General features: G+C 66.6%; 23 protein-coding genes. 11 read left to right on the plus strand and 12 right to left on the minus strand.

The features are described from left to right. Window positions 1–78 precede the first annotated feature (78 nt). On the plus strand, window positions 79–1338 hold the full coding sequence (locus AWC06_RS14605; RefSeq protein WP_085198716.1) for an MFS transporter: 1260 nt from the start codon (window positions 79–81) through the stop codon (window positions 1336–1338). Here AWC06_RS14605 and AWC06_RS14610 read toward each other — a convergent pair. Both AWC06_RS14610 and AWC06_RS14615 read right to left on the minus strand, forming a co-directional pair. Next, window positions 1335–2255 (minus strand): MBL fold metallo-hydrolase, encoded by a 921-nt coding sequence (locus AWC06_RS14610; protein WP_085198717.1) that lies wholly within the window; start codon window positions 2253–2255, stop codon window positions 1335–1337. The genes AWC06_RS14605 and AWC06_RS14610 overlap by 4 nt on opposite strands. After that, the gene (locus tag AWC06_RS14615) at window positions 2255–3016 is read right to left on the minus strand and encodes a LamB/YcsF family protein (protein WP_085199017.1); all 762 of its coding nucleotides are present in this window, start codon (window positions 3014–3016) and stop codon (window positions 2255–2257) included. The genes AWC06_RS14610 and AWC06_RS14615 overlap by 1 nt, the downstream gene beginning before the upstream one ends. Window positions 3017–3058: 42 nt before the next feature. On the opposite strand from AWC06_RS14615, the gene AWC06_RS14620 reads away from it, so the two are divergent. Beyond that, window positions 3059–4138, plus strand: a complete 1080-nt coding sequence (locus AWC06_RS14620) for an Rv3575c family transcriptional regulator (protein ID WP_085198718.1) — start codon at window positions 3059–3061, stop codon at window positions 4136–4138. Window positions 4139–4142: 4 nt separating this feature from the next. On the opposite strand, the gene kstR is transcribed toward AWC06_RS14620, so the two are convergent. Beyond that, a complete protein-coding gene (kstR, locus tag AWC06_RS14625; RefSeq protein WP_169715359.1) occupies window positions 4143–4748 on the minus strand; it encodes a cholesterol catabolism transcriptional regulator KstR in 606 nt (201 codons plus the stop codon). A gap of 252 nt (window positions 4749–5000) precedes the next feature. Here kstR and AWC06_RS14630 point away from each other — a divergent pair, with 252 nt between their 5' ends. Continuing rightward, entirely contained in the window at window positions 5001–7112 is a 2112-nt protein-coding gene (locus AWC06_RS14630; RefSeq protein WP_085198720.1) for an acyl-CoA dehydrogenase family protein, read from the plus strand. A 481-nt stretch (window positions 7113–7593) separates the two neighbouring features. On the opposite strand, the gene AWC06_RS14635 is transcribed toward AWC06_RS14630, so the two are convergent. The 3 genes from AWC06_RS14635 to AWC06_RS14645 form a co-directional block, all read right to left on the minus strand. Further along, the gene (locus tag AWC06_RS14635; RefSeq protein WP_139820071.1) at window positions 7594–8016 is read right to left on the minus strand and encodes a hypothetical protein; all 423 of its coding nucleotides are present in this window, start codon (window positions 8014–8016) and stop codon (window positions 7594–7596) included. A 71-nt stretch (window positions 8017–8087) separates the two neighbouring features. Next, window positions 8088–8618 carry a hypothetical protein gene (locus AWC06_RS14640; protein WP_139820072.1) on the minus strand — a complete coding sequence of 177 codons (531 nt, stop codon included), beginning with the start codon at window positions 8616–8618 and terminating at the stop codon, window positions 8088–8090. Window positions 8619–8640: 22 nt separating this feature from the next. Then, window positions 8641–9705 (minus strand): ferredoxin--NADP reductase, encoded by a 1065-nt coding sequence (locus AWC06_RS14645; RefSeq protein WP_085198722.1) that lies wholly within the window; start codon window positions 9703–9705, stop codon window positions 8641–8643. A 149-nt stretch (window positions 9706–9854) separates the two neighbouring features. Here AWC06_RS14645 and hsaA point away from each other — a divergent pair, with 149 nt between their 5' ends. The 5 genes from hsaA to AWC06_RS14670 all read left to right on the plus strand — a co-directional run bounded on the left by hsaA (window position 9855) and on the right by AWC06_RS14670 (window position 13751). Beyond that, complete coding sequence (gene hsaA / locus AWC06_RS14650) at window positions 9855–11039, plus strand: 3-hydroxy-9,10-secoandrosta-1,3,5(10)-triene-9,17-dione monooxygenase oxygenase subunit (RefSeq protein WP_085198723.1); 1185 nt, start codon at window positions 9855–9857, stop codon at window positions 11037–11039. Continuing rightward, window positions 11039–11911 (plus strand): 4,5:9,10-diseco-3-hydroxy-5,9,17-trioxoandrosta-1(10),2-diene-4-oate hydrolase, encoded by an 873-nt coding sequence (hsaD, locus tag AWC06_RS14655; protein ID WP_085198724.1) that lies wholly within the window; start codon window positions 11039–11041, stop codon window positions 11909–11911. Before hsaA ends, hsaD begins: the two co-directional genes overlap by 1 nt. Continuing rightward, entirely contained in the window at window positions 11911–12816 is a 906-nt protein-coding gene (gene hsaC / locus AWC06_RS14660) for an iron-dependent extradiol dioxygenase HsaC (RefSeq protein WP_085198725.1), read from the plus strand. The genes hsaD and hsaC overlap by 1 nt, the downstream gene beginning before the upstream one ends. Next, window positions 12813–13379, plus strand: coding sequence for a 3-hydroxy-9,10-secoandrosta-1,3,5(10)-triene-9,17-dione monooxygenase reductase subunit (gene hsaB, locus AWC06_RS14665; RefSeq protein WP_085198726.1), 567 nt, complete (start codon window positions 12813–12815; stop codon window positions 13377–13379). The genes hsaC and hsaB overlap by 4 nt, the downstream gene beginning before the upstream one ends. 114 nt (window positions 13380–13493) lie before the next feature. Then, window positions 13494–13751 (plus strand): hypothetical protein, encoded by a 258-nt coding sequence (locus AWC06_RS14670; RefSeq protein ID WP_085198727.1) that lies wholly within the window; start codon window positions 13494–13496, stop codon window positions 13749–13751. A 3-nt stretch (window positions 13752–13754) separates the two neighbouring features. Here AWC06_RS14670 and AWC06_RS14675 read toward each other — a convergent pair whose 3' ends face one another. Beyond that, window positions 13755–15002, minus strand: a complete 1248-nt coding sequence (locus AWC06_RS14675; RefSeq protein WP_085198728.1) for a hypothetical protein — start codon at window positions 15000–15002, stop codon at window positions 13755–13757. 207 nt (window positions 15003–15209) lie between these two features. On the opposite strand from AWC06_RS14675, the gene AWC06_RS14680 reads away from it, so the two are divergent. The 3 genes from AWC06_RS14680 to AWC06_RS14690 are packed head-to-tail and all read left to right on the plus strand — an operon-like array spanning window position 15210 to window position 18332. Beyond that, window positions 15210–16397 (plus strand): FAD-dependent oxidoreductase, encoded by a 1188-nt coding sequence (locus AWC06_RS14680; protein ID WP_085198729.1) that lies wholly within the window; start codon window positions 15210–15212, stop codon window positions 16395–16397. Window positions 16398–16401: 4 nt separating this feature from the next. Then, window positions 16402–17493, plus strand: a complete 1092-nt coding sequence (locus AWC06_RS14685) for a methyltransferase (RefSeq protein WP_085199019.1) — start codon at window positions 16402–16404, stop codon at window positions 17491–17493. A gap of 14 nt (window positions 17494–17507) precedes the next feature. Further along, window positions 17508–18332 (plus strand): arylamine N-acetyltransferase family protein, encoded by an 825-nt coding sequence (locus AWC06_RS14690; protein WP_085198730.1) that lies wholly within the window; start codon window positions 17508–17510, stop codon window positions 18330–18332. Here the strand turns inward: AWC06_RS14690 and AWC06_RS14695 are convergent. The 5 genes from AWC06_RS14695 to fadD3 are packed head-to-tail and all read right to left on the minus strand — an operon-like array spanning window position 18329 to window position 24069. After that, window positions 18329–19495, minus strand: a complete 1167-nt coding sequence (locus AWC06_RS14695) for a pyridoxal phosphate-dependent aminotransferase (RefSeq protein WP_085198731.1) — start codon at window positions 19493–19495, stop codon at window positions 18329–18331. The genes AWC06_RS14690 and AWC06_RS14695 overlap by 4 nt on opposite strands. Window positions 19496–19505: 10 nt before the next feature. After that, a complete protein-coding gene (gene ipdE2 / locus AWC06_RS14700; RefSeq protein WP_085198732.1) occupies window positions 19506–20465 on the minus strand; it encodes an acyl-CoA dehydrogenase IpdE2 in 960 nt (319 codons plus the stop codon). After that, on the minus strand, window positions 20462–21418 hold the full coding sequence (locus tag AWC06_RS14705) for an acyl-CoA dehydrogenase family protein (RefSeq protein WP_085198733.1): 957 nt from the start codon (window positions 21416–21418) through the stop codon (window positions 20462–20464). The genes ipdE2 and AWC06_RS14705 overlap by 4 nt, the downstream gene beginning before the upstream one ends. Continuing rightward, window positions 21415–22548 (minus strand): acyl-CoA dehydrogenase family protein, encoded by a 1134-nt coding sequence (locus AWC06_RS14710; protein WP_085198734.1) that lies wholly within the window; start codon window positions 22546–22548, stop codon window positions 21415–21417. Before AWC06_RS14710 ends, AWC06_RS14705 begins: the two co-directional genes overlap by 4 nt. Then, entirely contained in the window at window positions 22549–24069 is a 1521-nt protein-coding gene (fadD3, locus tag AWC06_RS14715) for a 3-((3aS,4S,7aS)-7a-methyl-1,5-dioxo-octahydro-1H-inden-4-yl)propanoate--CoA ligase FadD3 (RefSeq protein ID WP_085198735.1), read from the minus strand. It lies immediately after the preceding gene. Window positions 24070–24084: the final 15 nt, after the last annotated feature.

Genomic DNA, 24084 nt, shown 5'->3' on the forward strand with positions numbered 1-24084 from the left:
TTCGGGTCGCTGGTTCTTAGGCGGCCGCCACGTCGGCCGGCAGGCACGGACGGGCGACATCGGTTAACGTACCTGCCCATGCCGAAGTCGGGTGCTGTCGACGAGCTTCCGCGACGAACGGTGCACGCGCTGGATCTGCTGTCGTTCTCGTTGGCCGATGTCCGTGATGGCTTGGGCCCGTACCTGTCCATCTACCTTCTGCTGACCCACCATTGGGACCAGGCCTCGATCGGGTTCGTCATGGCGGTCGGGGGCATCGCCGGGGTCGTCGCGCAGACGCCTGTCGGCGCGCTGGTCGACAAGACGACCGCCAAACGCGCTCTGGTCATCGGCGGTGCGATTGCCGTCGCCACATGCGCATTGGCGATGCCGCTGCTGCCCGGCTTCTTTACTATCTCGTTCCTGCAAGCGGCCACCGGGATCGCCGGCTCGATTTTCAATCCGGCGTTAGCGGCGATCACGCTGGGCATTGTCGGGCCGCGGCTGTTCTCCAGACGCGTCGGACGCAATGAATCCTTCAGGCATGCCGGCACCGCCGCGACCGCCGCCATCGCCGGCAGCCTCGCCTACTTCCTCGGTCCGATAGTGGTCTTTTGGCTGCTGGCCGCGATGGCTGTGCTGAGCGTCGTGGCCACGCTGCGAGTACCGCATGATGCGATCGACCATGACGTCGCGCGCGGAATGGACAGGACGATCGGGGAGCCGCACAGGCAGCCGTCGGGATTCGCCGTGCTGCTGCACAACCGCAGACTGTTGATCTTCGCCGCGGTGGTCTTTACCTTCCACTTGGCCAACGCGGCCATGCTGCCGCTGGTCGGCCAGCAGTTAGCGCTGCACGACAAGGATGTCGGCACGGCGTTGATGTCTGCATGCATCGTCGCCGCGCAGGTCGTCATGGTGCCGGTGGCCTACCTCGTCGGCGCCAACGCCGACGCGTGGGGACGAAAGCCGATCTTCTTGGTCGGATTCGCCGTCTTGACCGTTCGTGCCTTCCTGTACCCGTTATGGGACAACCCGTACTGGCTTGTCGGTGTGCAGTTGCTCGACGGGATCGGCGCCGGCATATTCGGGGCGTTGTTCCCGTTGGTGGTCCAAGATGTCACGCACGGCACTGGCCGGTTCAACGTCAGTCTGGGGGCGATAACCACAGCGTGGGGCGTCGGCGCTGCGGTGTCGAACTTCGTCGCAGGCGCGACCGTGGTCGCCGCCGGTTACGGAGTGGCGTTCATGTCACTCGGAGCGATCGCCGGTGCAGGCTTCGCCATGTACCTGATCGCGATGCCCGAAACGGTGGCGACGAGCGTTGGCGTCGCGGCGCCGAAGCAAAAAGTCCCTTAGCCCCAAGGGTCTTCGCGACGCCACACCGTCGGCATATCCAGGGCGATGCCGTCCTGCTCGGCCAGCTTGCCCAGGACGCCGATCGAGACATCCAAGTCGTCTCCCGCATAGGGCAACGCGCGCAACGGCTTTGACAGCGGCTGGAAGAAGTCGTCCCAATGGATCAACACCACACGGCGCGCACCGACTGTGCGCACCGTCTCCGACCAGTAGTCGACGAGGTACTGCTCGGGCTGAAGCCCGAGCTGGCCCACGCCGAGATAGACGACCTCGGCGCGCTGGCCGGCCAGCGCCCCCTTAACGAAGCCGGCGCTGCCCTGGATCAACATCCGCCGGCCCGTCGGCCTGTGATGCACCAGCGTCGACCACGCATCCCCGCACCGGTAAGCCGACGCCCTGACCGGCGGTACCACCGGCGCGGTGATCTCGCCGGGAAACCGATCGGGTGGGCAGTGGTGCGACTCGATCAGCGTCACCTCGAAGGCGCCCAACACAATTGGCTCTCCCGGGACGGCGACCACCAACCGGTCTTCGGCAAGGCCGTAGCCCCGGCCGACGTTGGCCGCCGATTCGCCCCCGACCAGTTGTGCGCTGGTGCGGTCGGCGACCAGCGCGGAATCCAACGCGTGATCGATGTGCGTGTGGACAGGGATGACCGCCTCCAGACGTGTCACGTTGGCGCGGGCCAGGCACTCGTCCACCCGTGCGGCCGACGGCGCCACCTTGCCCAACGCCACCCGCTTCAGGGAGGGCCGCGAGAAGTAGCCGTCGGTCATCAACGCCGAAGAGCCGTCGTCGAGCAGCAACGTCGATACGCCGATCCACGTCACGGCCAGTGGCGCAGCGGGTTTGGCGGCCGGGACGGTGAACCGGTGCGAATGCCGAGTGATGTCCGGACGCCCGGGCCGCGCCCGCATCAGCAGAACGCCTTCACGTCGATGCCATCGGCCTTGAGCCGATCCCGCACCGCCGATGCGATCTGCACCGCGCCCGGCGAATCGCCATGCACGCAAACCGATTCCGCTTGCACCGCGACCGCTGAACCGTCGACCGCTGCGATGCGGCCGGTGGTCACCATCGCCACCACCCGTTCGGCGATGGCCGACGGATCGTGCAGCACCGCGCCCGGCTCCCGCCGCGAGACCAGCTGGCCGTCCGGGCGGTAGGCGCGGTCGGCGAATGCCTCCGCCACGGTGCGCAAGCGCCGCCGGCGCGCCTCGTCGAAAAACACCGAACCCGCCAGGCCCAGCACCGGCAACGTGGTGTCCACCATGCGTACCGCCTCCGCGACGGCGGCGGCCTGCTCACGGTTGGTCACGATCGTGTTGTACAGGGCGCCATGGGGTTTGACGTAGGAGACGGTGGAGCCGGCGGCGCGGGCGAGCCCCTGCATTGCGCCAATCTGATAGATGACATCGGCGAGCAGGTCCTCGGGCGCGACGTCGATGAAGCGTCGGCCAAACCCGGCCAGGTCGCGATAGCTGACCTGTGCGCCGATGCGCACACCGCGCTCGGCGGCCATCCGGCACACCCGCAGCAGGCCGGCGGGGTCGCCGGCGTGGAAACCGCACGCGACGTTGGCGCTGGTGACGATGCCGAGCATGGCCTCGTCATCACCGAGTTGCCAGACGCCGAAGCCCTCGCCCAGGTCCGCGTTGAGGTCGATTCCGGTTGAGATGGACGCCACGCTGTCACAGTAGGCGCTGTAGCGTCACAGAGCATGTCTAGGAGTCCCACGCCACGGCGGCGGGCGACTCTGGCATCGTTGGCGGCTGAGCTCAAGGTTTCGCGCACAACCATCTCCAATGCCTACAACCGGCCGGATCAGCTCTCGGCGGAGCTGCGGGAACGAGTGCTTGCCACGGCCAAACGGATGGGCTACCCCGGACCCGACCCGGTGGCGCGATCGCTGCGCACCCGCAAGGCCGGTGCGGTCGGTCTGGTGATCACCGAACCGCTCACCTATTCTTTTCGTGACCCGGCGGCGCTGGATTTCGTTGCGGGACTGGCACAGTCGTGCGAAGAGCTCGGTCAGGGGCTCATGCTGGTGGCGGTCGGCCCGAGCCGCAGCGTCGCGGACGGGGCCGCTTCGGTGCTTGCGGCAGGGGTCGACGGCTTCGTGGTGTACTCGGTGGCCGGCGACGATCCGTATCTGCAGGTCGTGCTGCAACGGCGCCTGCCGGTGGTGGTGGTCGACCAACCCAAAGACGTTCCCGGCGCATCCCGGGTCGGCATCGACGACAAAGCGGCGATGCGCACGCTCGCCGACTACGTGCTCGGCCTGGGTCACCGCGAGATCGGGGTGCTCACGATGCGGCTGCGTCGCGACCGTCGGCAGGGTCTGGTTGACCGCAAACGGCTGGCGTCATCGACGTTTCAGGTGCAAAGCGAACGCGTAGCCGGGATCCGCGATGCGATGGCCGCGGTCGGCGCCGACCCGGAATCGTTGACCGTGGTGGAAAGCTCCGAGCACACCCCGGCATCGGGCGGGCAGGCCGCAGAAATCGCGCTGCAGGCCAACCCGCGGATCACTGCGCTGATGTGCACTGCGGACGTGCTGGCGTTGTCGGCCATGGATTACCTGCGCGGCCGCGGCAAGTACGTCCCGGGTCAGATGACGGTCACCGGGTTCGACGGCGTGCCCGAAGCGATCGGCCGTGGGCTGACCACGGTGACGCAGCCGAGTCTGCAGAAGGGCCGCCGCGCCGGCGAGTTGTTGCACGCCGGCAACATCCACCCAGAAGTCGAGGTGTTCGAGACCGAGCTGATCCGCGGGCGCACCGCCGGGCCCCCGGCTTGACCGCTCAGGTCGCTTGGCTCTCCCCGTTGCCGATCAGCAGCCGCACCGCGAGGTCCAGTCGCTTGCTGACGTCGGTGGCCGACGCTCTTCGGGTGAGCCACGCCAACAGGTTGTTCGTCCACACGTCCGAGATCACCCGGGCGATGTGGTACTGGTGCTCGGTCGGTTCGCCGTCGGCCATGGCGCGAGCGAACATCGAGTCGATGAGCTTCTCGACGTGATCGACCTCGCCCGCGGCGGACGCGTCGGCGAAGACGTATGCACGGGTCATGGCCTCGGTCAGCAGCGGGTTGCGCTGCATCGCCCGGTTGAGCTTGCTGACCATGAAGTTCAGCCGCTCGTAGGGCGTTGCGCCGGTCAGTGTGGACCGGTCGGTCTTGGCGTCGATGCGCTCGAACTCCCGGCCCAGCGCCGAGACCAGCAGATGCACCTTCGAGGGGAAATACCGATAGAGCGTGCCCACCGCCACATTCGCGCGGTCGGCCACGGCGCGCATCTGGACTGCCTCGTAGCCGCCCTTGGAGGCGATGGCCATCGTCGCGTCCAGGATGCGTTTGCGACGCTCCCGTTGCGCTTCGGAGCCGAGCTCGGATTCGGCAAGTACCGCCACGTTCATGACCTCACGGGGCTGCGCGTCCGAAGAGCGGCCCGAGTTGGCGTTCGCTGGCCCCGATAGTTGGGGGGACATGTGACGGGCAGCTCCTTCTTCTTCGTTCCCGCTCGAAACGATACGCATGCCGAGCGCGAATTTCCCACCTCCGTGCGGCCGGGACACCGAGGTGTCCTGCTGCGATGGCGTTCGACTTGACGGTCGATCGCTGGCACTATTAGAACACGTTCTAGTCAACCGAGGAGCCTTAACGTGCCAGCCACCATCACCGACGAACAGTTCGCGGCACGTGAGCTGGTGCGCGATTGGGCTGCCGGCGCAGCACCAACCGCCGCTATCCGCGACATCGAGCAGGGCAAGCCCGAGGCGTGGCGGCCGGTTTTCGACGGTCTGGCCGATCTGGGGCTCTTCGGCGTCGCGGTGCCCGAGGACTGCGGCGGCGCCGGCGGCAGCATCGAGGATCTGTGCGCGATGGTCGATGAGGCTGCCAAAGCGCTGGTGCCGGGACCCGTCGCGACCACAGCGCTGGCCACCCTGGTGGTGACCGACCCGCGACTGCGCGCCGCGCTGGCGTCGGGTGAGCGCATCGCCGGGGCGGCGCTGCACGGCGAGCTGGAGTTCGATTCCGCCGCCTCGCTGGCGTCGGGCAGCCTGCCGTGGGTGCTGGGCGCCGACAAGGAGGGCCTGCTGTTGGTACCGGCGGACGGCAGCTGGCTGATCGTCGACGCCTCCGCCGACGAGGTCGTGATCGAACCGCTGGGCGCCACCGACTTTTCCCGGCCGCTGGCGCGGGTAGTGCTGACGTCGGCGCCCGCCACTGTGCTCGACGCATCGCCGGATCGGGTGCGAGACCTGGCCGCGACCGTGCTCGCTGCCGAAGCCGCTGGAATCGCCCGGTGGGCGCTGGATACCGCCGTCGCATACGCCAAGGTGCGCGAGCAGTTCGGCAAGCCGATCGGCAGCTTCCAGGCGATCAAGCACATCTGCGCCGAAATGCTCTGCCGTGCCGAGCAGGTGGCGGTGGCCGCCGCCGATGCTGCCCACGCCGCCGCCGATCCGGATCATCAGCAGTTGTCGATCGCCGCGGCCATCGCAGCAGGCATCGGCATCGACGTGGTCAAGGCCAACGTCAAGGACTGCATCCAGGTGCTAGGCGGCATCGGCATCACCTGGGAGCACGACGCACACCTCTACCTGCGTCGGGCTTATGGCATCGGGCAGTTCCTCGGCGGCTCGGCGCGCTGGCTGCGCCGCACCGCCGAGTTGACCCAGGCGGGTGTGCGTCGGCGCCTCTCCATCGACCTGAGCGAAGTCGCAGACCTGCGGCCGCAGATCGCCGCAGCCGTGGCCGATGTCGCGGCGTTGCCGGAGGACAAGCGCCAGGCGGCGCTGGCCGAGGCGAGGCTCTTGGCGCCGCACTGGCCGGCGCCGTATGGTCGCGGCGCCGGACCGGCCGAGCAGCTGCTGATCGACCAGGAGATGTCGGCTGCCGGTGTGGACCGCCCCGACCTGGTGATCGGGTGGTGGGCCGCGCCGACCATCCTCGAGCACGGCACGCCCGAACAAGTGGAGCGCTTCGTGCCGGCCACCCTGCGCGGCGAAATCTTTTGGTGCCAGCTGTTTTCCGAGCCGGGAGCAGGCTCGGATCTGGCGTCGCTGCGCACCAAGGCGGTGCGAGCCGACGGCGGCTGGAAGCTGACCGGGCAGAAGGTGTGGACATCCTCGGCACACAAGGCGCAGTGGGGCGTATGCCTGGCTCGCACCGATCCGGACGCGCCGAAACACAAAGGCATCACCTACTTTCTGGTCGACATGAGCTCACCGGGCATCATGATTCGGCCGCTGCGGGAGATCAACGGCGCCTCGTTGTTCAACGAGGTCTTTCTCGACGACGTGTTCGTGCCCGACGAGATGGTCGTCGGCACCGTGAACGACGGCTGGCGGCTGGCCCGCACCACGCTGGCCAACGAGCGGGTCGCGATGGCGCAGGGCACCGCGCTCGGCAATCCGATGGAGGAGTTGCTGGCCGCGGTGGCCGAAATGGAACTCGATGTCGCCCAACAGGATCGGCTGGCGCGCTTGATCGTTACCGCGCAAGCCGGCTCGCTGCTCGACCAGCGCATCGCGCAACTCGCCGTCGGCGGTCAAGACCCCGGCGCGGAATCCAGTGTGCGCAAACTCATCGGGGTGCGTTACCGGCAGGCCTTGGCCGAGTACCGGATGGATCTGACCGACGGGGCCGGCGTCGTCGAGGACAAGTCGGTGCACGACTTCCTCAACACCCGCTGCCTGACCATCGCCGGGGGCACCGAGCAGATTCTGCTCACTCTGGCCGCCGAGCGCCTACTCGGTCTGCCGCGCTGACTATCCTCCGCGAGATTGCCGCCATGGTCGTGATTTTCGTTGAATAGCGACCCTGGACGCAATTTCAATGCAGCAGTGGCGCGATAGGCTGACTCGATGAGGCAGGTCATTGTGCTCGAGCGCGGTACGGCGAAGTCCAGTTGGCCGACTGAGGACGTCCTCGGTCTTGGTTCCGGGACAGATGGACTGAAGATGACGTCTGAAAGCAGATTTGCAGGTATAGGCGCTTATTTGTACGGCGAATATACGGTAAGCGGATACTTGGAGTTGAGATCGGATTTCTGAGTCGACTCCAATTGCCCACTCCACGAAATGAAGAGGAGACTTCCGACGGATCCCAGTGCTTCCGGCGGTCTTCCGGATGGCTCGACGCTGACGAGCCGGCCGACTAATAACGGTTCGAGATTGTGCCGCCTGTCCCGTACGGAGGAGACCGCCCCCAGCACTGAGCGCCAACACGCACTTACTCGGTGCAGCGCAACTAGATCGCGGCGAGAATTGTCACCTGAATGCCGACGCCGAAGACCGTGGTCTCGCTGCCGGCTGCGGCGCTGTCCACGCTCACCAGAGCGTCAAATTCGACCCGCACCCTTCCGGCCTCTTCATCGAATCCGGCTTCCACGCCCGTGATCTGCCATGAGTTCAACTTGACGTCGCCATTTGTGGACAACCCGGACAGCGATGCCGTCGCAATGGCCTGGCGAAATTGTTGGACGGTTAGTTGCGGACCCACGTTGACGAAAAACGTCCCCTGTCGTGTCTCGGCGACTCCTGCTGCCGGGGTGGCAGCGATGAGGCTGAATAGCGCCAATCCCGTCGTGACGAAGAGACGATTCGCCCCCGCGGGTCCAGCCACTTGGGCTTCCAAAGTCTGGTCGCTGGTCAGCGTAGCGGCGGTAGCCATGACCTCTCCTTTGCGTGTTCGCACGTGCGCCATCCGTGATCGCGTCAGGCGTGTCGCAGAAGATTCGGCACTCAGGCGAACGTCGTCTGCGCGCAGGTACTGGGCGAGGTCAGGTTGACGCCGGGATAGACCACCTGAATGTGCGTGCAGACAATGACATTCACGTCGGTCTTCGGTTGCCCGGTGTGCCAGTCGGTCGAATCGATCCGGCCGCTCGTCTGGTACTTCTCCGGCGGCCCCTCGCCCATGTAGATGGTGGTGATGACGTCCGTGCCGCCTTGTTTCATCACCCGCTCGTACTGGCCGGTGGCATGGGCGTCGAGGTAGGCCAACCGATTTGTCGATCGGATTTCGGTGGACTGGCGAGCCCATAGTCCGGGCGGAAACCCGGTCACCCCGTCCGGCGTGCGCAAGTCGGCTCCGACGGTGAAGTCGCAGCTGCCCGTCCCGGCATGGCAATCGAGCGTGTTGTGCGTCTCCAGCTGGGTCCCCTCATCGACGGGAAACAGCGTGGTGGCGGTATTGCTCGCCGCCGACGACGTCGGCGCCAGTGCCAGCACGAGCACGACGCCTGCCAATCCGGTCGTCACCCGCTTGATCATCACCAGAACCTAACCCTCGCGGCTATTCGTCGTAAGTGACTTCGACCGAATCGGTTTCCGGCCGGGACTGGCAGGCCAGGATGAGACCGTCGTCGAGGTCCTGCTGCTCCAGGACGTCGTTGACCTCCATGTTCACCTTTCCGCGGCGCAGGCTGCAGGCGCACGCTCCGCAATGGCCTTCCCGGCAGGAGAACGGCGCATCCAGGCCTGCGTCCAACAGCACGTCGAGCAGCTTGGCGCCGCGCGGCCATGACACCGTGTGCGTCTGGCCGTCGAGCTCGACCACCGCGGTGGCCGGCGGCTCGTCACCCTCGTCCTCGACTTTCGCCGCGGCGAACGGATCGCTCTCCAGCGACTTGAACACCTCGAGATGTACTTGGGCCGCAGGCACTTTCAGCGTGTCGAGAGCTTCCCTCGCGGCCTCCATGAAGGGGCCGGGCCCGCAGATGAAGGCCTGCCGGTCGGTGTAGGGGGAGACCAGTTGCGCCAGGGCGGTGGCACTCGGCAACCCCTGCAGCGACTCCAGCCAGTGCACGACGGTCAGCCGGTCGGGGTATTTGGCGGCCAGTTCGCGCAGGGCGTCGCCGAAGATCACCGAGCGGTCGTCGCGGTTCGCGTAGAGCAGTACCACCTGCCCGCTGCCCTCCGACAACGCCGACTTGCAGATCGAGATGATCGGGGTAATGCCGCTGCCGCCGGCGATCAGCAGGAAATCGTCGTCGAGCGTCTTGGGCACGAAGTTGCCCGACGGGGCGAGCACGTGGATCCGCATCCCGGGGTGGGCATGGTCGCACAGCCAGTTCGACGCGTACCCGCGGCCGTCCCGCTTGACGGTGACGGTCAGCGCGTCGTCGGTGAACGGGGAGCTGCACAGCGAATAGCAACGCGCCACCGATCCGGTGCGGTCGCTGGGGACGCGCAGGGTGAGGAACTGGCCCGGGGCATAGCGCAGCCGTTCGGCCGGGATGTCGGCCCCTTCGGGCACCGCGAACACCAGCGAGCGCGCGTCGTCGGTCTCAGCGACGACGTCGGCGATCTCCAGCTCCAGGACGTGGCTGCCAAGCGGCTCGTCCGCGACGGCGTCCATCACCACGGAGCCCCACCTTCCGTCATAACTAGAACAGGTTACAGAAAAGACGCCACCTATCGCTACCAGCCGCAGGAATACCCTGCTCGACACAAATCGGAACGTGTTCTAGTCTCTGTGGTAAGTCGGCACTCCCGGGAGGCAACGCAGTGACGTCCATTGAACAACGTGACGCCCAGTCGGTCTTAGACGGCATAGAGGAGCTGCTGCCCAAGCTGCGGCAGCGGGCTCAGGAGACCGAGGACCTGCGCCGGTTGCCGGACGCCACCGTCAGCGAGCTTCAGGAGATCGGTTTCTTCCGGTTGCTGCAGCCCAAGCAGTGGGATGGGCTGGAATGCGACCCCACGCTGTTCTACGAGGCGGCTCGCCGCCTGGCCAGTGCCTGCGGGTCCACCGGCTGGGTCGGCTCAATCGTCGGCGTCCACAACTGGCACCTGGCATTGTTCGACCAGCAGGCCCAGGAGGAGGTCTGGGGCGAGGACACCAACGTACGCATCTCGTCGTCGTATGCACCGATGGGTGCCGGGGAAGTGGTCGACGGCGGCTACCGCGTCAACGGCTCGTGGAACTGGTCGTCGGGTTGCGACCACGCCACCTGGACCTTTGTCGGCGGTCCGGTGATCAAGGACGGTCGACCCGTGGACTTCGGCAGCTTTTTGATCCCGCGCAGCGAGTACGAGATCGAGGACGTGTGGCACGTCGTCGGGCTGCGCGGAACCGGCAGCAACACGCTTCACGTCAAGAACGTCTTCGTGCCCCGACACCGGTTCCTGTCCTACAAGGCGATGAATGACCACACCGCCGGCGGGCTGCAGACCAACACCGCGCCCGTGTACAAGATGCCTTGGGGCACAATGCATCCCACCACAATCACCGCGCCGATCGTGGGGATGGCGTACGGCGCGTACGAGGCGCACGTCGAACATCAAGGCAAGCGGATCCGCGCGGCGTTCGCCGGCGAGAAGGCCAAGGACGACCCGTTCGCCAAGGTCCGGATCGCCGAGGCGGCCAGCGACATCGACGCGGCGTGGCGGCAGCTGATCGGCAACGTCGGTGACGAATACGCGTTGCTGGCCGCCGGCAAGGAGATTCCGTTCGAGCTGCGCGCCCGCGCCCGCCGTGACCAGGTACGCGCGACTGGCCGCGCGATCGGTTCGGTCGACCGGCTCTTCGAGGCGTCCGGCGCCACTGCGCTGGCCAATACGGCCCCCATTCAGCGGTTCTGGCGCGACGCACACGCCGGCCGGGTGCACGCGGCCAACGATCCGGAGCGTGCGTACGTCATCTTCGGGAACCACGAGTTCGGGTTGCCGCCCGGCGACACCATGGTCTGATGACCACGACTGAGGAGCTGACCTTCGAGTCGACCTCGCGCTATGCGGAAGTCGACGTAGACGGCCCGCTGAAGCTGCACTACCACGAGGCGGGCGTCGGCAACGACCAGACGGTGATACTGCTGCACGGCGGCGGTCCCGGCGCATCGAGCTGGACAAACTTCTCCCGCAATATCGCCGTGCTGGCGCAGCGCTTTCATGTCCTGGCTGTCGACCAGCCCGGCTACGGCCACTCCGACAAGCGCGCCGAGCATGGACAGTTCAACCGTTATGCCGCAGCGGCTCTCAAGGGCCTGTTTGACCATCTCGGCATCGAGCGCGCTCCGGTGGTCGGCAACTCGCTGGGTGGCGGAACCGCGGTCCGGTTCGCACTCGACTACCCCGACCGTGCCGGACGGCTGGTGCTGATGGGCCCCGGCGGGCTCAGTGTCAACCTGTTCTCCCCCGACCCCACCGAGGGGGTCAAACGGCTGAACAAGTTCGCTTTTGAGCCCACGCGCGATAACCTCGAGGCGTTCTTGAAGGTCATGGTCCATGACCGCAAGCTCATCACTCCGGAGTTGGTGGATCAGCGTTTCGAACTGGCCAGCACACCGGAATCTCTGGCCGCGACGATCGCGATGGGAAAGTCGTTCGCCGGAGCCGACTTCGAGGCCGGCATGATGTGGCGCGAGGTGTACCGGCTGCGCCAGCCGGTGCTGCTGATCTGGGGCCGTGAGGACCGGGTCAACCCGTTGGACGGTGCGCTGGTGGCATTGAAGACCATTCCGCGTGTGCAACTGCACGTTTTCGGGCAGTGTGGACACTGGGCGCAGGTGGAGAAGTTCGACGAGTTCAACAGGCTGACCATCGATTTCCTGGGAGGTGCGTGATGAGTATCCGGTCACTGGGTTATCTGCGCATCGAGGCAACCGACGTGGCGGCCTGGCGGGAGTACGGCCTGAAAGTCCTCGGCATGGTCGAGGGCAGCGGAGCATGCGAGGGCGCGCTGTATCTGCGGATGGACGACTTCCCGGCCCGGCTGGTGATCGTGCCCGGTGAGCACGACCGGCTCTCGACAGCCGGCTGGGAATGCGCGAACGCCGAAGGCCTGCAAGAGATCCGGAACCGGCTCGACGTTGAGGGCACGCCGTACAAAGAAGCCACCGCCGCCGAACTGGCAGATCGGCGGGTCGACGAGATGATCCAATTCCAGGATCCGTCGGGTAACTGCTTAGAGGTCTTTCATGGCGCCGCGTTGGAGCACCGCCGGGTCGTCAGCCCCTACGGGCACAAGTTCGTCACCGGCGAGCAAGGCCTGGGGCATGTCGTGCTGTCCACCCGCGACGACGCCGAAGCCCTGCACTTCTACCGCGACGTGCTCGGCTTCAAACTGCGCGACTCCATGCGGATGCCGCCGCAACTCGTCGGTCGTCCTGCCGACGGGGCCCCGGCCTGGCTGCGGTTCTTCGGCTGCAACCCCCGCCACCACAGCCTGGCGTTCCTGCCGATGCCCACCCCGAGCGGCATCGTGCATCTGATGGTCGAGGTGGAGAACTCCGACGACGTCGGGCTCTGCCTGGACCGCGCGCTGCGCCGCAAGGTGCCGATGTCGGCGACGTTGGGCCGGCACGTCAACGACCTCATGCTGTCGTTCTACATGAAGACGCCGGGCGGCTTTGATGTCGAATTCGGTTGTGAGGGCAGGCAAGTCGACGATAACGACTGGATCGCCCGGGAGAGCACAGCGGTGAGCCTGTGGGGCCACGACTTCACGGTAGGTGCCCAGGGACAGTGACCGCGGCGCCGATTGATGCACGCACGTTCCGCAACGTGCTGGGTCAGTTCTGCACCGGGATCACGATCATCACCACCGTGCACGACGACGTCCCGGTCGGCTTTGCGTGTCAGTCGTTCGCCGCGCTGTCACTGGAGCCGCCGCTGGTGCTGTTCTGCCCGACCAAGGTGTCACGCTCGTGGAAGTCCATCGAGGCCAGCGGGAAATTCTGCGTCAACGTGCTGACCGAGAACCAGAAGGACATTTCGGCGCGATTCGGCTCCAAGGAGCAGGACAAGTTCGCCGGAATCGACTGGAGCCCATCGCCGTTGGGGTCACCCGTCATCGACGGGTCACTGGCCTACATCGACTGCACGGTCGCCTCGGTGCATGACGGCGGCGACCACTTCGTGGTGTTCGGTGCGGTGAAATCGCTGTCGGAGGTTCCGATGATCAAGCCGCGGCCGCTGCTGTTCTATCGCGGCGACTACACCGGCATCGAACCCGACAAGACCACGCCGGCGCAGTGGCGCGACGACCTCGAGGCATTCCTCACCACGACCACCCAGGACACCTGGCTTTAGCCCGCCGTGCTACTGATCCGGCGCCGATCGTGCGGTTTCATACACGACACGCCGCGGGCGTATGAAAACGCACACTCGCGGGTACTGTCGGTGGAGTCCCTTAGAGTCGCACACATGTTCGAATCATATGAATTGCCGCAGCCAGACGAGATCAGCGGGTTGGACGAGCTCGGCTTGGTCGATGCGATGGCTGTCGCGGCGCTGATGGAGTCGGCGGCGCTCGAGGTGCGCCTCGCTGCTATCGGAGAGATGTACGCGCGGCTGCGCCCCTCCCCGAACACGCGGCCGAGGCCACCGGGCCCACAGGCCGCGCTTCGGCCCTCGCCGAATCGTCGACGACGCCGGAACCGCAAGAGAAAACGTCGTCGCTAGGGACTACCCGTGCCAGCGGGCCTGGTGGTCGGCGTGCGTCGGCAAGTAGGCGCCTGGTCCGAAGAACTCGTCGTAGAAGTCGGTGTCCAGGTGTTGCGCCTGTAGGTACATCAGCACGTGCACGGTCGGCACGGTGCCGGGCAGCTTGCCGAAGGCGTCGTAGATGTAAGACGCCTCGACGGTGACCACCTCCTGGATCCCCTCCGGAGGCAGCGCGGAGGCGCGCACCTTCGGTGTGTCCGACCATGGCCCCGGGGTGTCGGGGTGAAACGGCCCACCGGGTCCGTACTTCCGCGCGACGAGCTTGTTCACACCAGCCGCCACCGACGGCACGTGCGGCGGACTCAGCGTCTCGAAGTATCCCGGCAGGCCGGTGACATTCGGGAAGGGCCAGCGTTCGTCGTGGTCGGCGATGAAGCCCAAGCCGCCCAAAACCGACAGCCGGTCGAGCCCGTCGTAGGTCCAGCCGCCCAGGCCCATCGCCTGCAGCGCCAGCACGCCGGTGTTGGTGGCGATGGCCAGCTCCGCACTCGCCTCGGTGAGCGTGTACTGCTCGACGAACGACACTGGAATCGGGTCGTCGGCGTGCGGCAGCGCGGAAAACCGTTCCAGGCCGGGGATATTGCGGCCGTTGACGTCATCGACGATCAGGTAGCCGTTGGCCGCGAAGAACCACAGGTTTTCCATCAGGTGCTCGGCGAGGTCCGCCACCGGGAATGCCAGCAGGCTGCCCGGATGGTTGCCAATCCACAGGTTGTGGCCCTCCATGTGCGGTTCCTCGCGGGGCAGTTGGAGCCGAGTGTCCGAAATGCGCACATAGGACTCCGCGGTGTGGCTGATCCACTCCTCGATGCCGTCGAACTGGCGCGGTTGCTCGTCGCGGCTGGGCAACATGAAAGTCCCGGTGTCATCGGTGAAGAACAGCTGGCTGGTGTGGAAGCCAGCGGCCGACGGGAACGTTCGACCGGTCGCGCTGCCGGAGTAGTTGGGCAACGATGGCGCATAGCTGGGGTTATGGGTGATGCCGAAGTGCCAACCGGTGACCCCGCCGGTGACCGAAACCATCAGCGCGCGTTCGACTTCCGACAACGGTTGTACCGGCCGACGGCTGTTGTAGGCCAGCGCTCCGGCCGGTATCCGCCCGCCGACCGGGAATCTCCGCGACCGCCGCCCGGTGATCGCAGCGAACAAGGGGAACTGTGCCACCTCGGCCAGCGCGGCCCGCTCGTGATCGGAGATAGCCAGACTCATGCTGACTTTCTCATCGCCATGACCACATTGTGTCGCGCCGCCGTGAACTTCCCGGCGAGGTTCAGCGTGTTAGCAGTAGGAGGTCTGAGATGAGTCACTTGCTGATGGTCTACCTGGCAGCAGGCGCGCCGTTCGCCGGGCTGGGCTTGGTCAGGCTGCAAGCGCGACTCGAGCGGTGGGACTACCAGCGCCACGCAGAGGACTAGCGTGCGGTCGCTTCGGGTCCTTGTCGTCGGCGCCGGTGTCAGTGGGATATCCGTTGCCCGGGGGCTGTTGCGCGACGGGCACGACGTCACCGTCTTCGACCAGCGACCTGACGTGAAGCCTGGCGGCGGCGCGGTGACCATCTGGTCCAACGGCGCGACGGTTCTACAGCAGCTGGACGTCGATATGGACGGGGCCGGTCAGCTGCTCTCGGCAGTTCAGGTGCTGACATCGACGGGCCGCCGGCTCACCACCCTGGACATAACCGCGATGACGAACCGGCTGGGCGCGCCCGTTCGGATGGTCCCGCGGCGAGTCCTCTTGGAACGCCTGCTGCAAGGCTTTCCGGCCGATCGAATCCGTTGCAACCGCCGCGCGGTGCGAGTGCTCAATCGACATGAAGGGGTGCGGGTCGAGTTCGACGACGGCAGCTCGGCCGAGGGAGATCTGTTGATCGGTGCCGATGGGCTGCACTCGATGGTCCGAGACGTCGTCGGTGCGCGACCCGCGAAGCCGACGGGATGGTGTAGCTGGCAGGGCCTGGCGCCCCTTGCGGACATTGCGGACAGGCGAGTCGCAACGATGATTGTCGGCAAGCACGGGAACCTCGGCCTGTGGCCGGCCGGAGGCTCACATGTGCAGTGGTGGTTTGACTTACCGTGGTCGCCGGGCTTCGTCAGGCCCCAACGTCCGATCGAGATGATCCGTTCCCATTTCGTCGGGTGGTCGGAGGACGTTGATCGCCTACTCGGGACGTTGACCGACGATGACTTGACCCCTTCGCCGTTCCCGCATTTTCGGCATCCGATTCCCCGCGCGGGCCGGGGCGCCGTGACGTTGCTCGGCGATGCCGCACACACGATGCCGCCGACTCTCGCGCAGGGCACCAATCAGGCGCTGCTCGACACGATGGTGTTGTGCAAGGCGCTTTCGGACTTCCGCAACAGAAGTCTCTCGAGCGCCTTGCGGTGGTACGAGGACACCAGGCGACGCAAGGTCAAGGCCGTGTCATGGGTTACCACGCAGCAGGTGTCGCGGCCTGAGCCGGTGCTAAGACCGGTGGCAATGATCTCCGACCGGCTGATGACCTGGGGACTGACGACGTTCCTGAGCTGGGTCAGCCACCGCGGGATCTCAGCGGAGATCAGCCGCAATCTCGGTGCCGCGACGGCCCCCGATCTTGTGGGCTGAGGCGATGTCGACGACGGTAAGGGTTCCGCCCGCCACGCTGGCTCGTGTTGTCGAGTGGACACGTCACTACTTGTATCGCCTCAATCAACGGCTGGCGCCCGCGCCGGCGGCGATGATGGAGATGATCATCGCCACCTGGACGTCACAAGCCGTCACTGTCGCAGCCCAACTCGGCGTCGCGGATGCCCTGGCCGACGGACCGTTGGCGATCGAGGATTTGGCGGGCCGGGTGGGCGCGGACGCGGACGCGCTGAGCCGGCTGCTGCGGGCGTTGATCAGCCGCGGGGTCTTTCGGCGTCGCCGCGACGGCCGCTATGAGCTGAACTCCCTTGCCGACACCTTGCGTTCAGACGCGCCGGTGTCGATGTCGTGGGCGGCGCGGTTCTACGGGTCACAGGAGCAACGCGAACGTTGGACCCTGCTAGTGGATGCCGTCCGGACCGGGACTGCGGTGGTCCCGGCATTGCGCGGCAAGGAAAGCTTCGACTACTTCGCCGAACAGCCCGAGCTCGCTGACCTGTTCAACCGGACCATGACGAGTATTTCGGAGTTGACCGACGCGTCGGTGGTCGCCGGCTACGACTTCAGCGCCTACCCCACGATCGTCGACGTCGGCGGCGGTCAGGGACCATTGCTTGCCGCGATCCTGGCGGCGGCACCAGAATCGCGGGGCGTCCTCTACGACCTGCCGCACGTCGTCGCCGGCGCCCCGAGCATGTTGCGCAAGCACAACGTCGCCGATCGGGTCTGCATCGCGGAGGGGACATTCTTCGACAGCATCCCAGGCGGCGGCGACGCCTACATCCTGAAAAACATCATGCACGACTGGCCCGATGAGAAGGCGGTGCAGATCCTGCGCAACATTCGCGCGGCCGCCGGCCCCCGGGCCACGGTGTTGCTGGTCGAACTGGTCATCCCCGACCACGACCGTGACTTCCCCGGGAAATGGGCGGATCTGGAGATGCTGCTGAACTTGGCGGCCCGCGAACGCACCGCCGCGGAATACGGCGACCTCCTCCGCCAAGCCGGATTCCGGATGACGCGGGTGGTGCGAACCGCCTCACCCCTCAGTGTCGTCGAGGCGCGGGCCGCGTAACCTCAACGACCGATATGACAGTGGATCTGGCCGGATACTTCAATCGAATCAACTATCGCGGGGCTGCCGACCCGACGCTCGATGTGCTACGGGAGCTGGTGACCGCCCACACCACATCGATTCCGTTCGAAAATCTCGACCCGCTGATGGGCGTACCGGTCGACGACCTCAGTCCAAAGGCGCTGAACGACAAGCTGGTTCACCGGCGTCGCGGCGGCTACTGCTACGAGCACAACGGGCTGATGGGTTACGTGTTGAAGGAACTCGGCTTCGGGGTTCGCCGATTCGCCGGGCGCGTGGTGTGGATGCGCGAGCCGAACTCGCCCGTGCCCCCACTGACACACACCCTGTTGGAAGTGACGGTGCCCGGCGACCATGGGCCTTACCTGGTAGACGTCGGTTTCGGCGGCCAGACACCGACATCTCCCATCCACCTGGAGGCCGGCAACGTCCAGCAGACAATGCACGAGCCATACCGTCTCGAGCACTCCCGCGACGGGCTGATCCTGCAGGCCTTGATCCGCGGCGAGTGGCAGCCGCTCTACCAGTTCGCCACCCGGACCGCCCCGCCAATCGATCTGCAGATGGGAAGCTGGTTTGCTTCCACCCATCCGTCGTCGCACTTCGTGACCGGCCTGACCGCCGCGCTGGTCACAGCCGACGAGCGATGGAACCTGGCCGGCCGGAATCTGGCCGTCCACCGTCGCGGAGAATCCGAGAAGATCCGCCTCGACGACGCCGCCTCGGTGATCGCTACGCTGAATGACCGATTCGGCATCAACACCGCAGATGTGGGCGAACGCAGCGCGCTCGAAGCACGTCTCGACGAGGTCTCCTAGCGACGCGGCAGCCACCGCCCGATGCGGCGCAACGCCTCCTCGATGTCGCTGGTCGGCCCGGCGAAAGAGAGCCGGACGAAGGAATCGCCGCGAGTGGTGTCGAAGTCGATGCCCGGCGCGATCGCAACCCCGGTGTCGGCCAACAGCTTTGAACAGAACGCCATTGAGTCTGCGGTGAAATCCGAGACGTCGGCATAGACGTAGAACGCGCCGTCGGTGGGTGCCAGCCGGTCGATACCGATTTCGCGCAGACCATCGAGCAGCATCCGGCGATTGATGGCGTACTGGTGCAGATGCCCGTCGGCTTCTTCGACGGCTTCCGGGGTGAACGCGGCGACCGCGGCATACTGTGACAGCACGGGGGGGCAGATGGTGAAGTTTCCGGTCAGGCGGTCCACTGCGCGGCGCAGCTCGAGCGGAACGAGCAGCCAGCCCAGCCGCCATCCGGTCATTGCGAAGTACTTGGAAAAGCTGTTGACCACCACCGCATCTCGCGATGTCTGCCACGCGCAGCTGGTCTGCGGCGCGCCCTGGTAGATCAGCCCGTGGTAGACCTCGTCACTGACCAGCCGCACGCCGGCGTGCTCACACCAGGACGCGATCGCTGCCAGCTCGTCGGGCGGGATGACTGTCCCGGTCGGGTTGGCCGGGCTGGCCACCACCACTCCCTGCACGGGCGGATCGAGCTCCGCGAGCATCCGTGCTGTGGGCTGGAACCGGGTCTCGGGTCCGCATTCGAGATCGACGACCTCGCACCCGAGCGCGGCCAGAATATTGCGGTAGCAGGGGTATCCGGGACTGCTGACCACCACCCGGTCGCCGACGTCGAAGCAGGCCAGAAACGTCAACAAAAATCCACCCGACGAGCCCGTCGTTATCACCACATCGTCGATATCGACCGTCAGGCCGTGCCGATCCTGATACGACGCCGCAATCGCGGCGCGCAGCTCCGGGATTCCCAGTGCCACCGTGTATCCGAGCTGGTTGAGATGCAGCGCCGCCGCGGCCGCGGCGCGCACCGGCTCGGGGGCGCCCGCACTGGGCTGTCCCGCTGACAGATTCACCAGATCGCCGTGGGTGCGCCGGCGCTCGGCCGCCGCCAGCCAGACGTCCATCACGTAGAACGGCGGGATCCCAGCACGTAGTGCGACGCGGTCGGTCATGTCTGCCAAGCTAGAACACTTCTTCTTCCAGCCGGCGCAGGTGTTCGCGTGCCGGACCGAGCAGCTGCGAACTGCTATGCGCCCGTTTGAAGTACAGCTGCATGTCGTGTTCCCAGGTGATTGCGATACCACCGTGGAGCTGTATGCCTTCGGCGGCCACCCTGTTGAACGCCTCGGTGGCCGCGACCCGGGCGAGTGCTGCCGATGTGGCAGATGGCTCCGCTATCGCGTCGTGCACCACGGCGCGAGCTGCCTGCACCGCCACGTAGAGATCGGCCATCCGGTGCTTGAGCGCCTGGAAGCTACCGATCGGCCGGCCGAACTGCACACGTTCCTTGCTGTAGGCGACGGTCAGGTCCAGACAGCGGGCGGCCGCGCCAATCTGCTCCGCGGCCAGCAGAATCGCCGCGATATCGGCGATACCGGGGTCCGCACCCAGCGGCGCAGTGCTCTGCGGTGTGAGTCGGGCCAGCCGGCGGGTGGGATCCATCGTGGTGACCGGCTCCGCGCCGAACGTGGTCCACCTGGTGAGTTTGCCTGGATGGTCTGGCGAGCTGGCCGCGATGACGATGTCGGCGACGTCGCCGTTGACGACGTAGTCGGGGTCGAAAACCACGGCACCGATCGCCGCGCCTTCCGCCAACGGCCCCAGCGCGTCGGCGTCGGGATCGTCGGCGGCGAGCAGCGCCAGTTCAGCCAGCGTGGTGCCCAGCAGCGGGGTGGGAACCAGCCCGCGGCCAAGCTCTTCCAGGACGACGGCCGCGTCTCCGAGATAGCCGCCGGCACCGCCGTATTCCTCGGGCACCACCAGCGCGGCGGCGCCGACCTGCTCGCACAGCAGTCGCCACAGGGATTCGTCGTAGCCGCGCGCCGATTCCATCGCCGCTCGCACCGCCTCAGGACCGGCATGCTTGGCGACCAGCGCCGCAACGGTCTCGCGCAGCAGCTCCCGTTCGTCAGTTGTGGTCATGTCAATGCCTCCAGTACCCGTCGCCGATGCACGGCCGGCTCGCCCCAGGCCGGTCGTAGCGCCTGCACCCGCAGCAGCCACAGTGACAAGTCGTGTTCGGCGGTGAACCCGATGGCGCCGTGGGTCTGCAGCGCGGAGCGGGCAGCCAGCAACGCCGCGTCAGCAGCCGCAGCCTTGGCCGCACTCACATCGCGAGCGGTGTCGGGGGACTCCGCCGCCAGCGACAGGGCCGCGCCGTACACGAGCGGGCGGGCCAGCTCGACCGAGATGCGCACGTCGGCCAGCTTGTGTTTGATCGCCTGGTACGAGCCGATCACCCGGCCGAACTGTGCGCGTTGCTTTGCGTAGTCGACGGCCGCGTCCAGCAGTGCCTGCCCGGCGCCGACGAGTTGTGCAGCGGTGGCCAGCGCGCCGAACTCGTAGGCGCGCGCAACATCGGCATCCCAGGCCGCGCCGGTGGCCGTCACGTCGAAGAGCCGACGGCTGGGGTCGACGGACTCGTGCTGCTCACTAGCCTGCGCCTCGCTGACCCCTCCTGACTCGGCGATCAACACCAGCCCGGCGGCATCGGCGTCGACCGCTCGCGGCACCTGCGGCGGTAGCGCGACGGTGACGATCAGCTCACCGCCGGCCAGCGCAGCGCACCGTTCGTCGTCTGCCAGCAAAACCGGTGCTACCGCGATGGATTCGGTGATCGGACCGGGCACACACCAGTGTCCCAGCCGCTCCAATGCGACGACGAGGTCGACCGGGTGTGCGTCGAGGCCGTCGAACCGTTCCGGCACCAGTAAAGCGGTGACGCCCAGATCGGCCAGCTGCGCCCACACCTTGCGACCGGGTGCGGTGTCGCCGTTGGCCCATGCGCGCACCGCGCCCGGCACGTCCGCTGCCGCGAGTGCCGCGTCGATGCTCCCCGCGAAATCACGCTGCTGCGCGTCAAGTTCAAAATTCATTTCGTCTTCTCCCGAGGCAGGCCCAGCAGCCGCTCAGCGATGATGTTGCGCTGAATCTCGTTGGTGCCCGCGTAGATCGGGCCGCCTAGCGCGAACAGCAACCCGTCGGTCCACGAGCCGGCCAGCTCGCCGTCGGCGCCACGGATGTCCAGCGCGGCCTGGTGCACCGCGACGTCCAGGTCCGACCAGAACACCTTGGTCACCGACGACTCCGCGCCGAGTTCACCGCCGCCGGCCAGGCGGGTCACCGTGCCGAACGTGTGCAGCCGGTACGCCTGCGCCTTGATCCACGCGTCGGCGACCTGATCGCTGAAAGCGCTGTCGGCGTTGGTCTTCCACAGCTCTGTTAGTCGTTCGGCAGCGGCCAGAAACCGCGCCGGGCTGCGCAGCGACATGCCGCGCTCGTTGCTCGACGTGCTCATCGCGGCCCGCCAACCGTCGTTCACCTGGCCGATCACATCGTTGTCGGGCACGAACACGTCGTCGAGGAAGATCTCGCCGAAACCGGTATCGCCGCCGAGCTGGGCGATCGGTCGTACGGTAATCCCGTCGGCCTTGAGGTCGAACATGAAATACGTCAGGCCGCGATGACGCTCGGCCTCCGGATCGGAGCGGAACAATCCGAAAGCTCTGTCGCCGAACGGCGCCCGCGAACTCCAAATCTTCTGGCCGTTCAGCAGCCAGCCGCCGTCGGTCTTCGTCGCCGTTGATCTCAGCGATGCCAGATCGCTGCCCGACTCGGGCTCCGACCAGGCCTGTGCCCAGATCTCCTCGCCGCTGGCCATTTTCGGCAAGATCCGATCCAGCTGTTCCTCGGTGCCGTGCGCGAACAACGTCGGCGCCAGCATCGAAGTGCCGTTGGCGCTCGCCCGACCGGGCGCGCCGGCGCGAAAGTACTCTTCTTCGAATACGACCCACTGCAACAGGCTGGCGTCGCGGCCGCCGTATTTGCGTGGCCAGGTGATCACCGACAGGCCGGCGTCGTATAGCACTCGGTCCCACCGACGATGCTGCTCGAAACCTTCCGCGGTGTCGTAGGACTTGGTGGGAAACGACTCTTTGTTGGCCGCAAGGAACTCGCGCACTTCGCGCTGGAATTCACGCGTTTCGTCGTCGAAATCAAGGTCCATCTATGGCATCTCTCGCAGTACCGGTTTGACCACCTTGCCGCCCGCATTGCGCGGCAGCGTGTCGACAAACCTCACCGAACGGGGGGCTTTGAAATTCGCCAGGTATTGGCGGGCGTGGGCGATCACCGCCTGCTCGTCGAGCTCGCATCCGGGCCGCGTCACCAGGAACGCCCGGCCGACCTCGCCGAGGCGGTCATCTGGCACGCCGATCACCGCGCAGTCCAGCACACCGTCCAGGCGGGCCAACACCTGCTCGACCTCGGCCGGATAGACGTTGAAGCCGCCGCAGATGTACATGTCCTTGAGCCGGTCGGTGATCTGCAGATTGCCTGCGGCGTCGAGCTTTCCGATGTCGCCGGTATGCAGCCAGCCGGCGGGATCGATCGCCTCCGCGGTGGCCTGCGGGTCGTCGAGATAGCCGAGCATCACGTTGGGCCCGCGCAACAGCACCTCACCGCGATCGCCGATCCGTAGCTCGAAGTCGGCGATCGGCCGACCGCACGTGGTGGCCACCGTGACGGCGTCGTCGTCGGCGCGGCACATGGTCCCGAAGCCGTTGGATTCGGTGAGGCCGTAGGCGGTCAGCACGATGTCGATGTCGAGCTCGGTCTGCATCCGCTCGACCAATACCACCGGCACCGCGGCCGCACCGGTGACCGCGAACCGCAGCGAGCTCAGGTCGTAGTCGTCACGGGCGGGATGGTCGAGCAGCGATTGGTAGATGGTCGGCGGTCCGGGGAGCACTGTGATCCGGTGCTCGGCTACCGCGCGCATCGCCTGCTCCGGGTCGAACGTCAGTTGCGGGATCAGGGTCGCGCCGGTCTGCAGGCAGGCCAGGATGCCCGCTTTGTAGCCGAAGTTGTGGAAGAACGGATTGATGCACAGGTAGCGGTCGTCGCTGGTCACCTTGCCGCAGGCCGCCCAGGCCGCCGAACCGGCCAGCGATTGCCGATGCGCACACAGCACACCTTTGCTGCGGCCGGTGGTCCCGGAGGTGAACAGAATGTCGGAGACGTCGTCGGGGTTGACTGCGGCGGCGCGCGCATCGGCGGCCTGTAAGTCACTACCGCCGGCGACGAACTCGTCCCACGTCCCGTCGTCGGCGTCTACCGGGACCCGAACGATGTGACGTAGTTCGGGTAGCGCGCCACGGTCCAAGGCGGTGACCTTGTCCGCGCCGAGGAACTCACCCATTGCCACCAGCAGCGGGGCGCCGGTGCGGGCCAGGATGTCGGTGGCTTCGGCCGCGGTGTATCGGGTGTTCAGCGGCACCACTGCGGCGCCGGCGTAGTGAGTGGCCAAGCATGCGACAACCCAGTGCCAGGTGTTCGGCGACCAGATCGCCACCCGGTCGCCGGCGCCCACACCGAGCTTGATCATCGCCGCCGCGGCTCGGCGCACCTCGTTGCGCAGTCCGGCGAAAGTGAGGGTGCGATCGGGTGTGACCAGCGCATTGTGGTCGGGGAGATCGCGCGCGATGCGGTCCAACACCGCAGGAATGGTCTGCGGCGCGCTCGACATCGACAACTCCTTTAG

This window comes from Mycobacterium fragae, assembly GCF_002102185.1.
GTDB classification, from domain to species: Bacteria; Actinomycetota; Actinomycetes; order Mycobacteriales; family Mycobacteriaceae; genus Mycobacterium; species Mycobacterium fragae.

What these genes read in the sequence shown, in the direction of transcription:
- hsaC (WP_085198725.1), top strand. Translation starts at nt 11,911, where the DNA reads ATGAGTATCCGGTCACTGGGTTATCTGCGCATCGAGGCAACCGACGTG.
- AWC06_RS14645 (WP_085198722.1), bottom strand. Translation starts at nt 9,705, where the DNA reads ATGGACGCCGTCGCGGACGAGCCGCTTGGCAGCCACGTCCTGGAGCTG.
- AWC06_RS14640 (WP_139820072.1), bottom strand. Translation starts at nt 8,618, where the DNA reads ATGATCAAGCGGGTGACGACCGGATTGGCAGGCGTCGTGCTCGTGCTG.
- ipdE2 (WP_085198732.1), bottom strand. Translation starts at nt 20,465, where the DNA reads ATGACCACAACTGACGAACGGGAGCTGCTGCGCGAGACCGTTGCGGCG.
- hsaD (WP_085198724.1), top strand. Translation starts at nt 11,039, where the DNA reads ATGACCACGACTGAGGAGCTGACCTTCGAGTCGACCTCGCGCTATGCG.
- AWC06_RS14670 (WP_085198727.1), top strand. Translation starts at nt 13,494, where the DNA reads ATGTTCGAATCATATGAATTGCCGCAGCCAGACGAGATCAGCGGGTTG.
- AWC06_RS14635 (WP_139820071.1), bottom strand. Translation starts at nt 8,016, where the DNA reads ATGGCTACCGCCGCTACGCTGACCAGCGACCAGACTTTGGAAGCCCAA.
- AWC06_RS14690 (WP_085198730.1), top strand. Translation starts at nt 17,508, where the DNA reads ATGACAGTGGATCTGGCCGGATACTTCAATCGAATCAACTATCGCGGG.
- AWC06_RS14710 (WP_085198734.1), bottom strand. Translation starts at nt 22,548, where the DNA reads ATGGACCTTGATTTCGACGACGAAACGCGTGAATTCCAGCGCGAAGTG.
- AWC06_RS14620 (WP_085198718.1), top strand. Translation starts at nt 3,059, where the DNA reads ATGTCTAGGAGTCCCACGCCACGGCGGCGGGCGACTCTGGCATCGTTG.
- AWC06_RS14675 (WP_085198728.1), bottom strand. Translation starts at nt 15,002, where the DNA reads ATGAGTCTGGCTATCTCCGATCACGAGCGGGCCGCGCTGGCCGAGGTG.
- fadD3 (WP_085198735.1), bottom strand. Translation starts at nt 24,069, where the DNA reads ATGTCGAGCGCGCCGCAGACCATTCCTGCGGTGTTGGACCGCATCGCG.
- AWC06_RS14605 (WP_085198716.1), top strand. Translation starts at nt 79, where the DNA reads ATGCCGAAGTCGGGTGCTGTCGACGAGCTTCCGCGACGAACGGTGCAC.
- AWC06_RS14705 (WP_085198733.1), bottom strand. Translation starts at nt 21,418, where the DNA reads ATGAATTTTGAACTTGACGCGCAGCAGCGTGATTTCGCGGGGAGCATC.
- AWC06_RS14685 (WP_085199019.1), top strand. Translation starts at nt 16,402, where the DNA reads ATGTCGACGACGGTAAGGGTTCCGCCCGCCACGCTGGCTCGTGTTGTC.
- AWC06_RS14695 (WP_085198731.1), bottom strand. Translation starts at nt 19,495, where the DNA reads ATGACCGACCGCGTCGCACTACGTGCTGGGATCCCGCCGTTCTACGTG.
- AWC06_RS14610 (WP_085198717.1), bottom strand. Translation starts at nt 2,255, where the DNA reads ATGCGGGCGCGGCCCGGGCGTCCGGACATCACTCGGCATTCGCACCGG.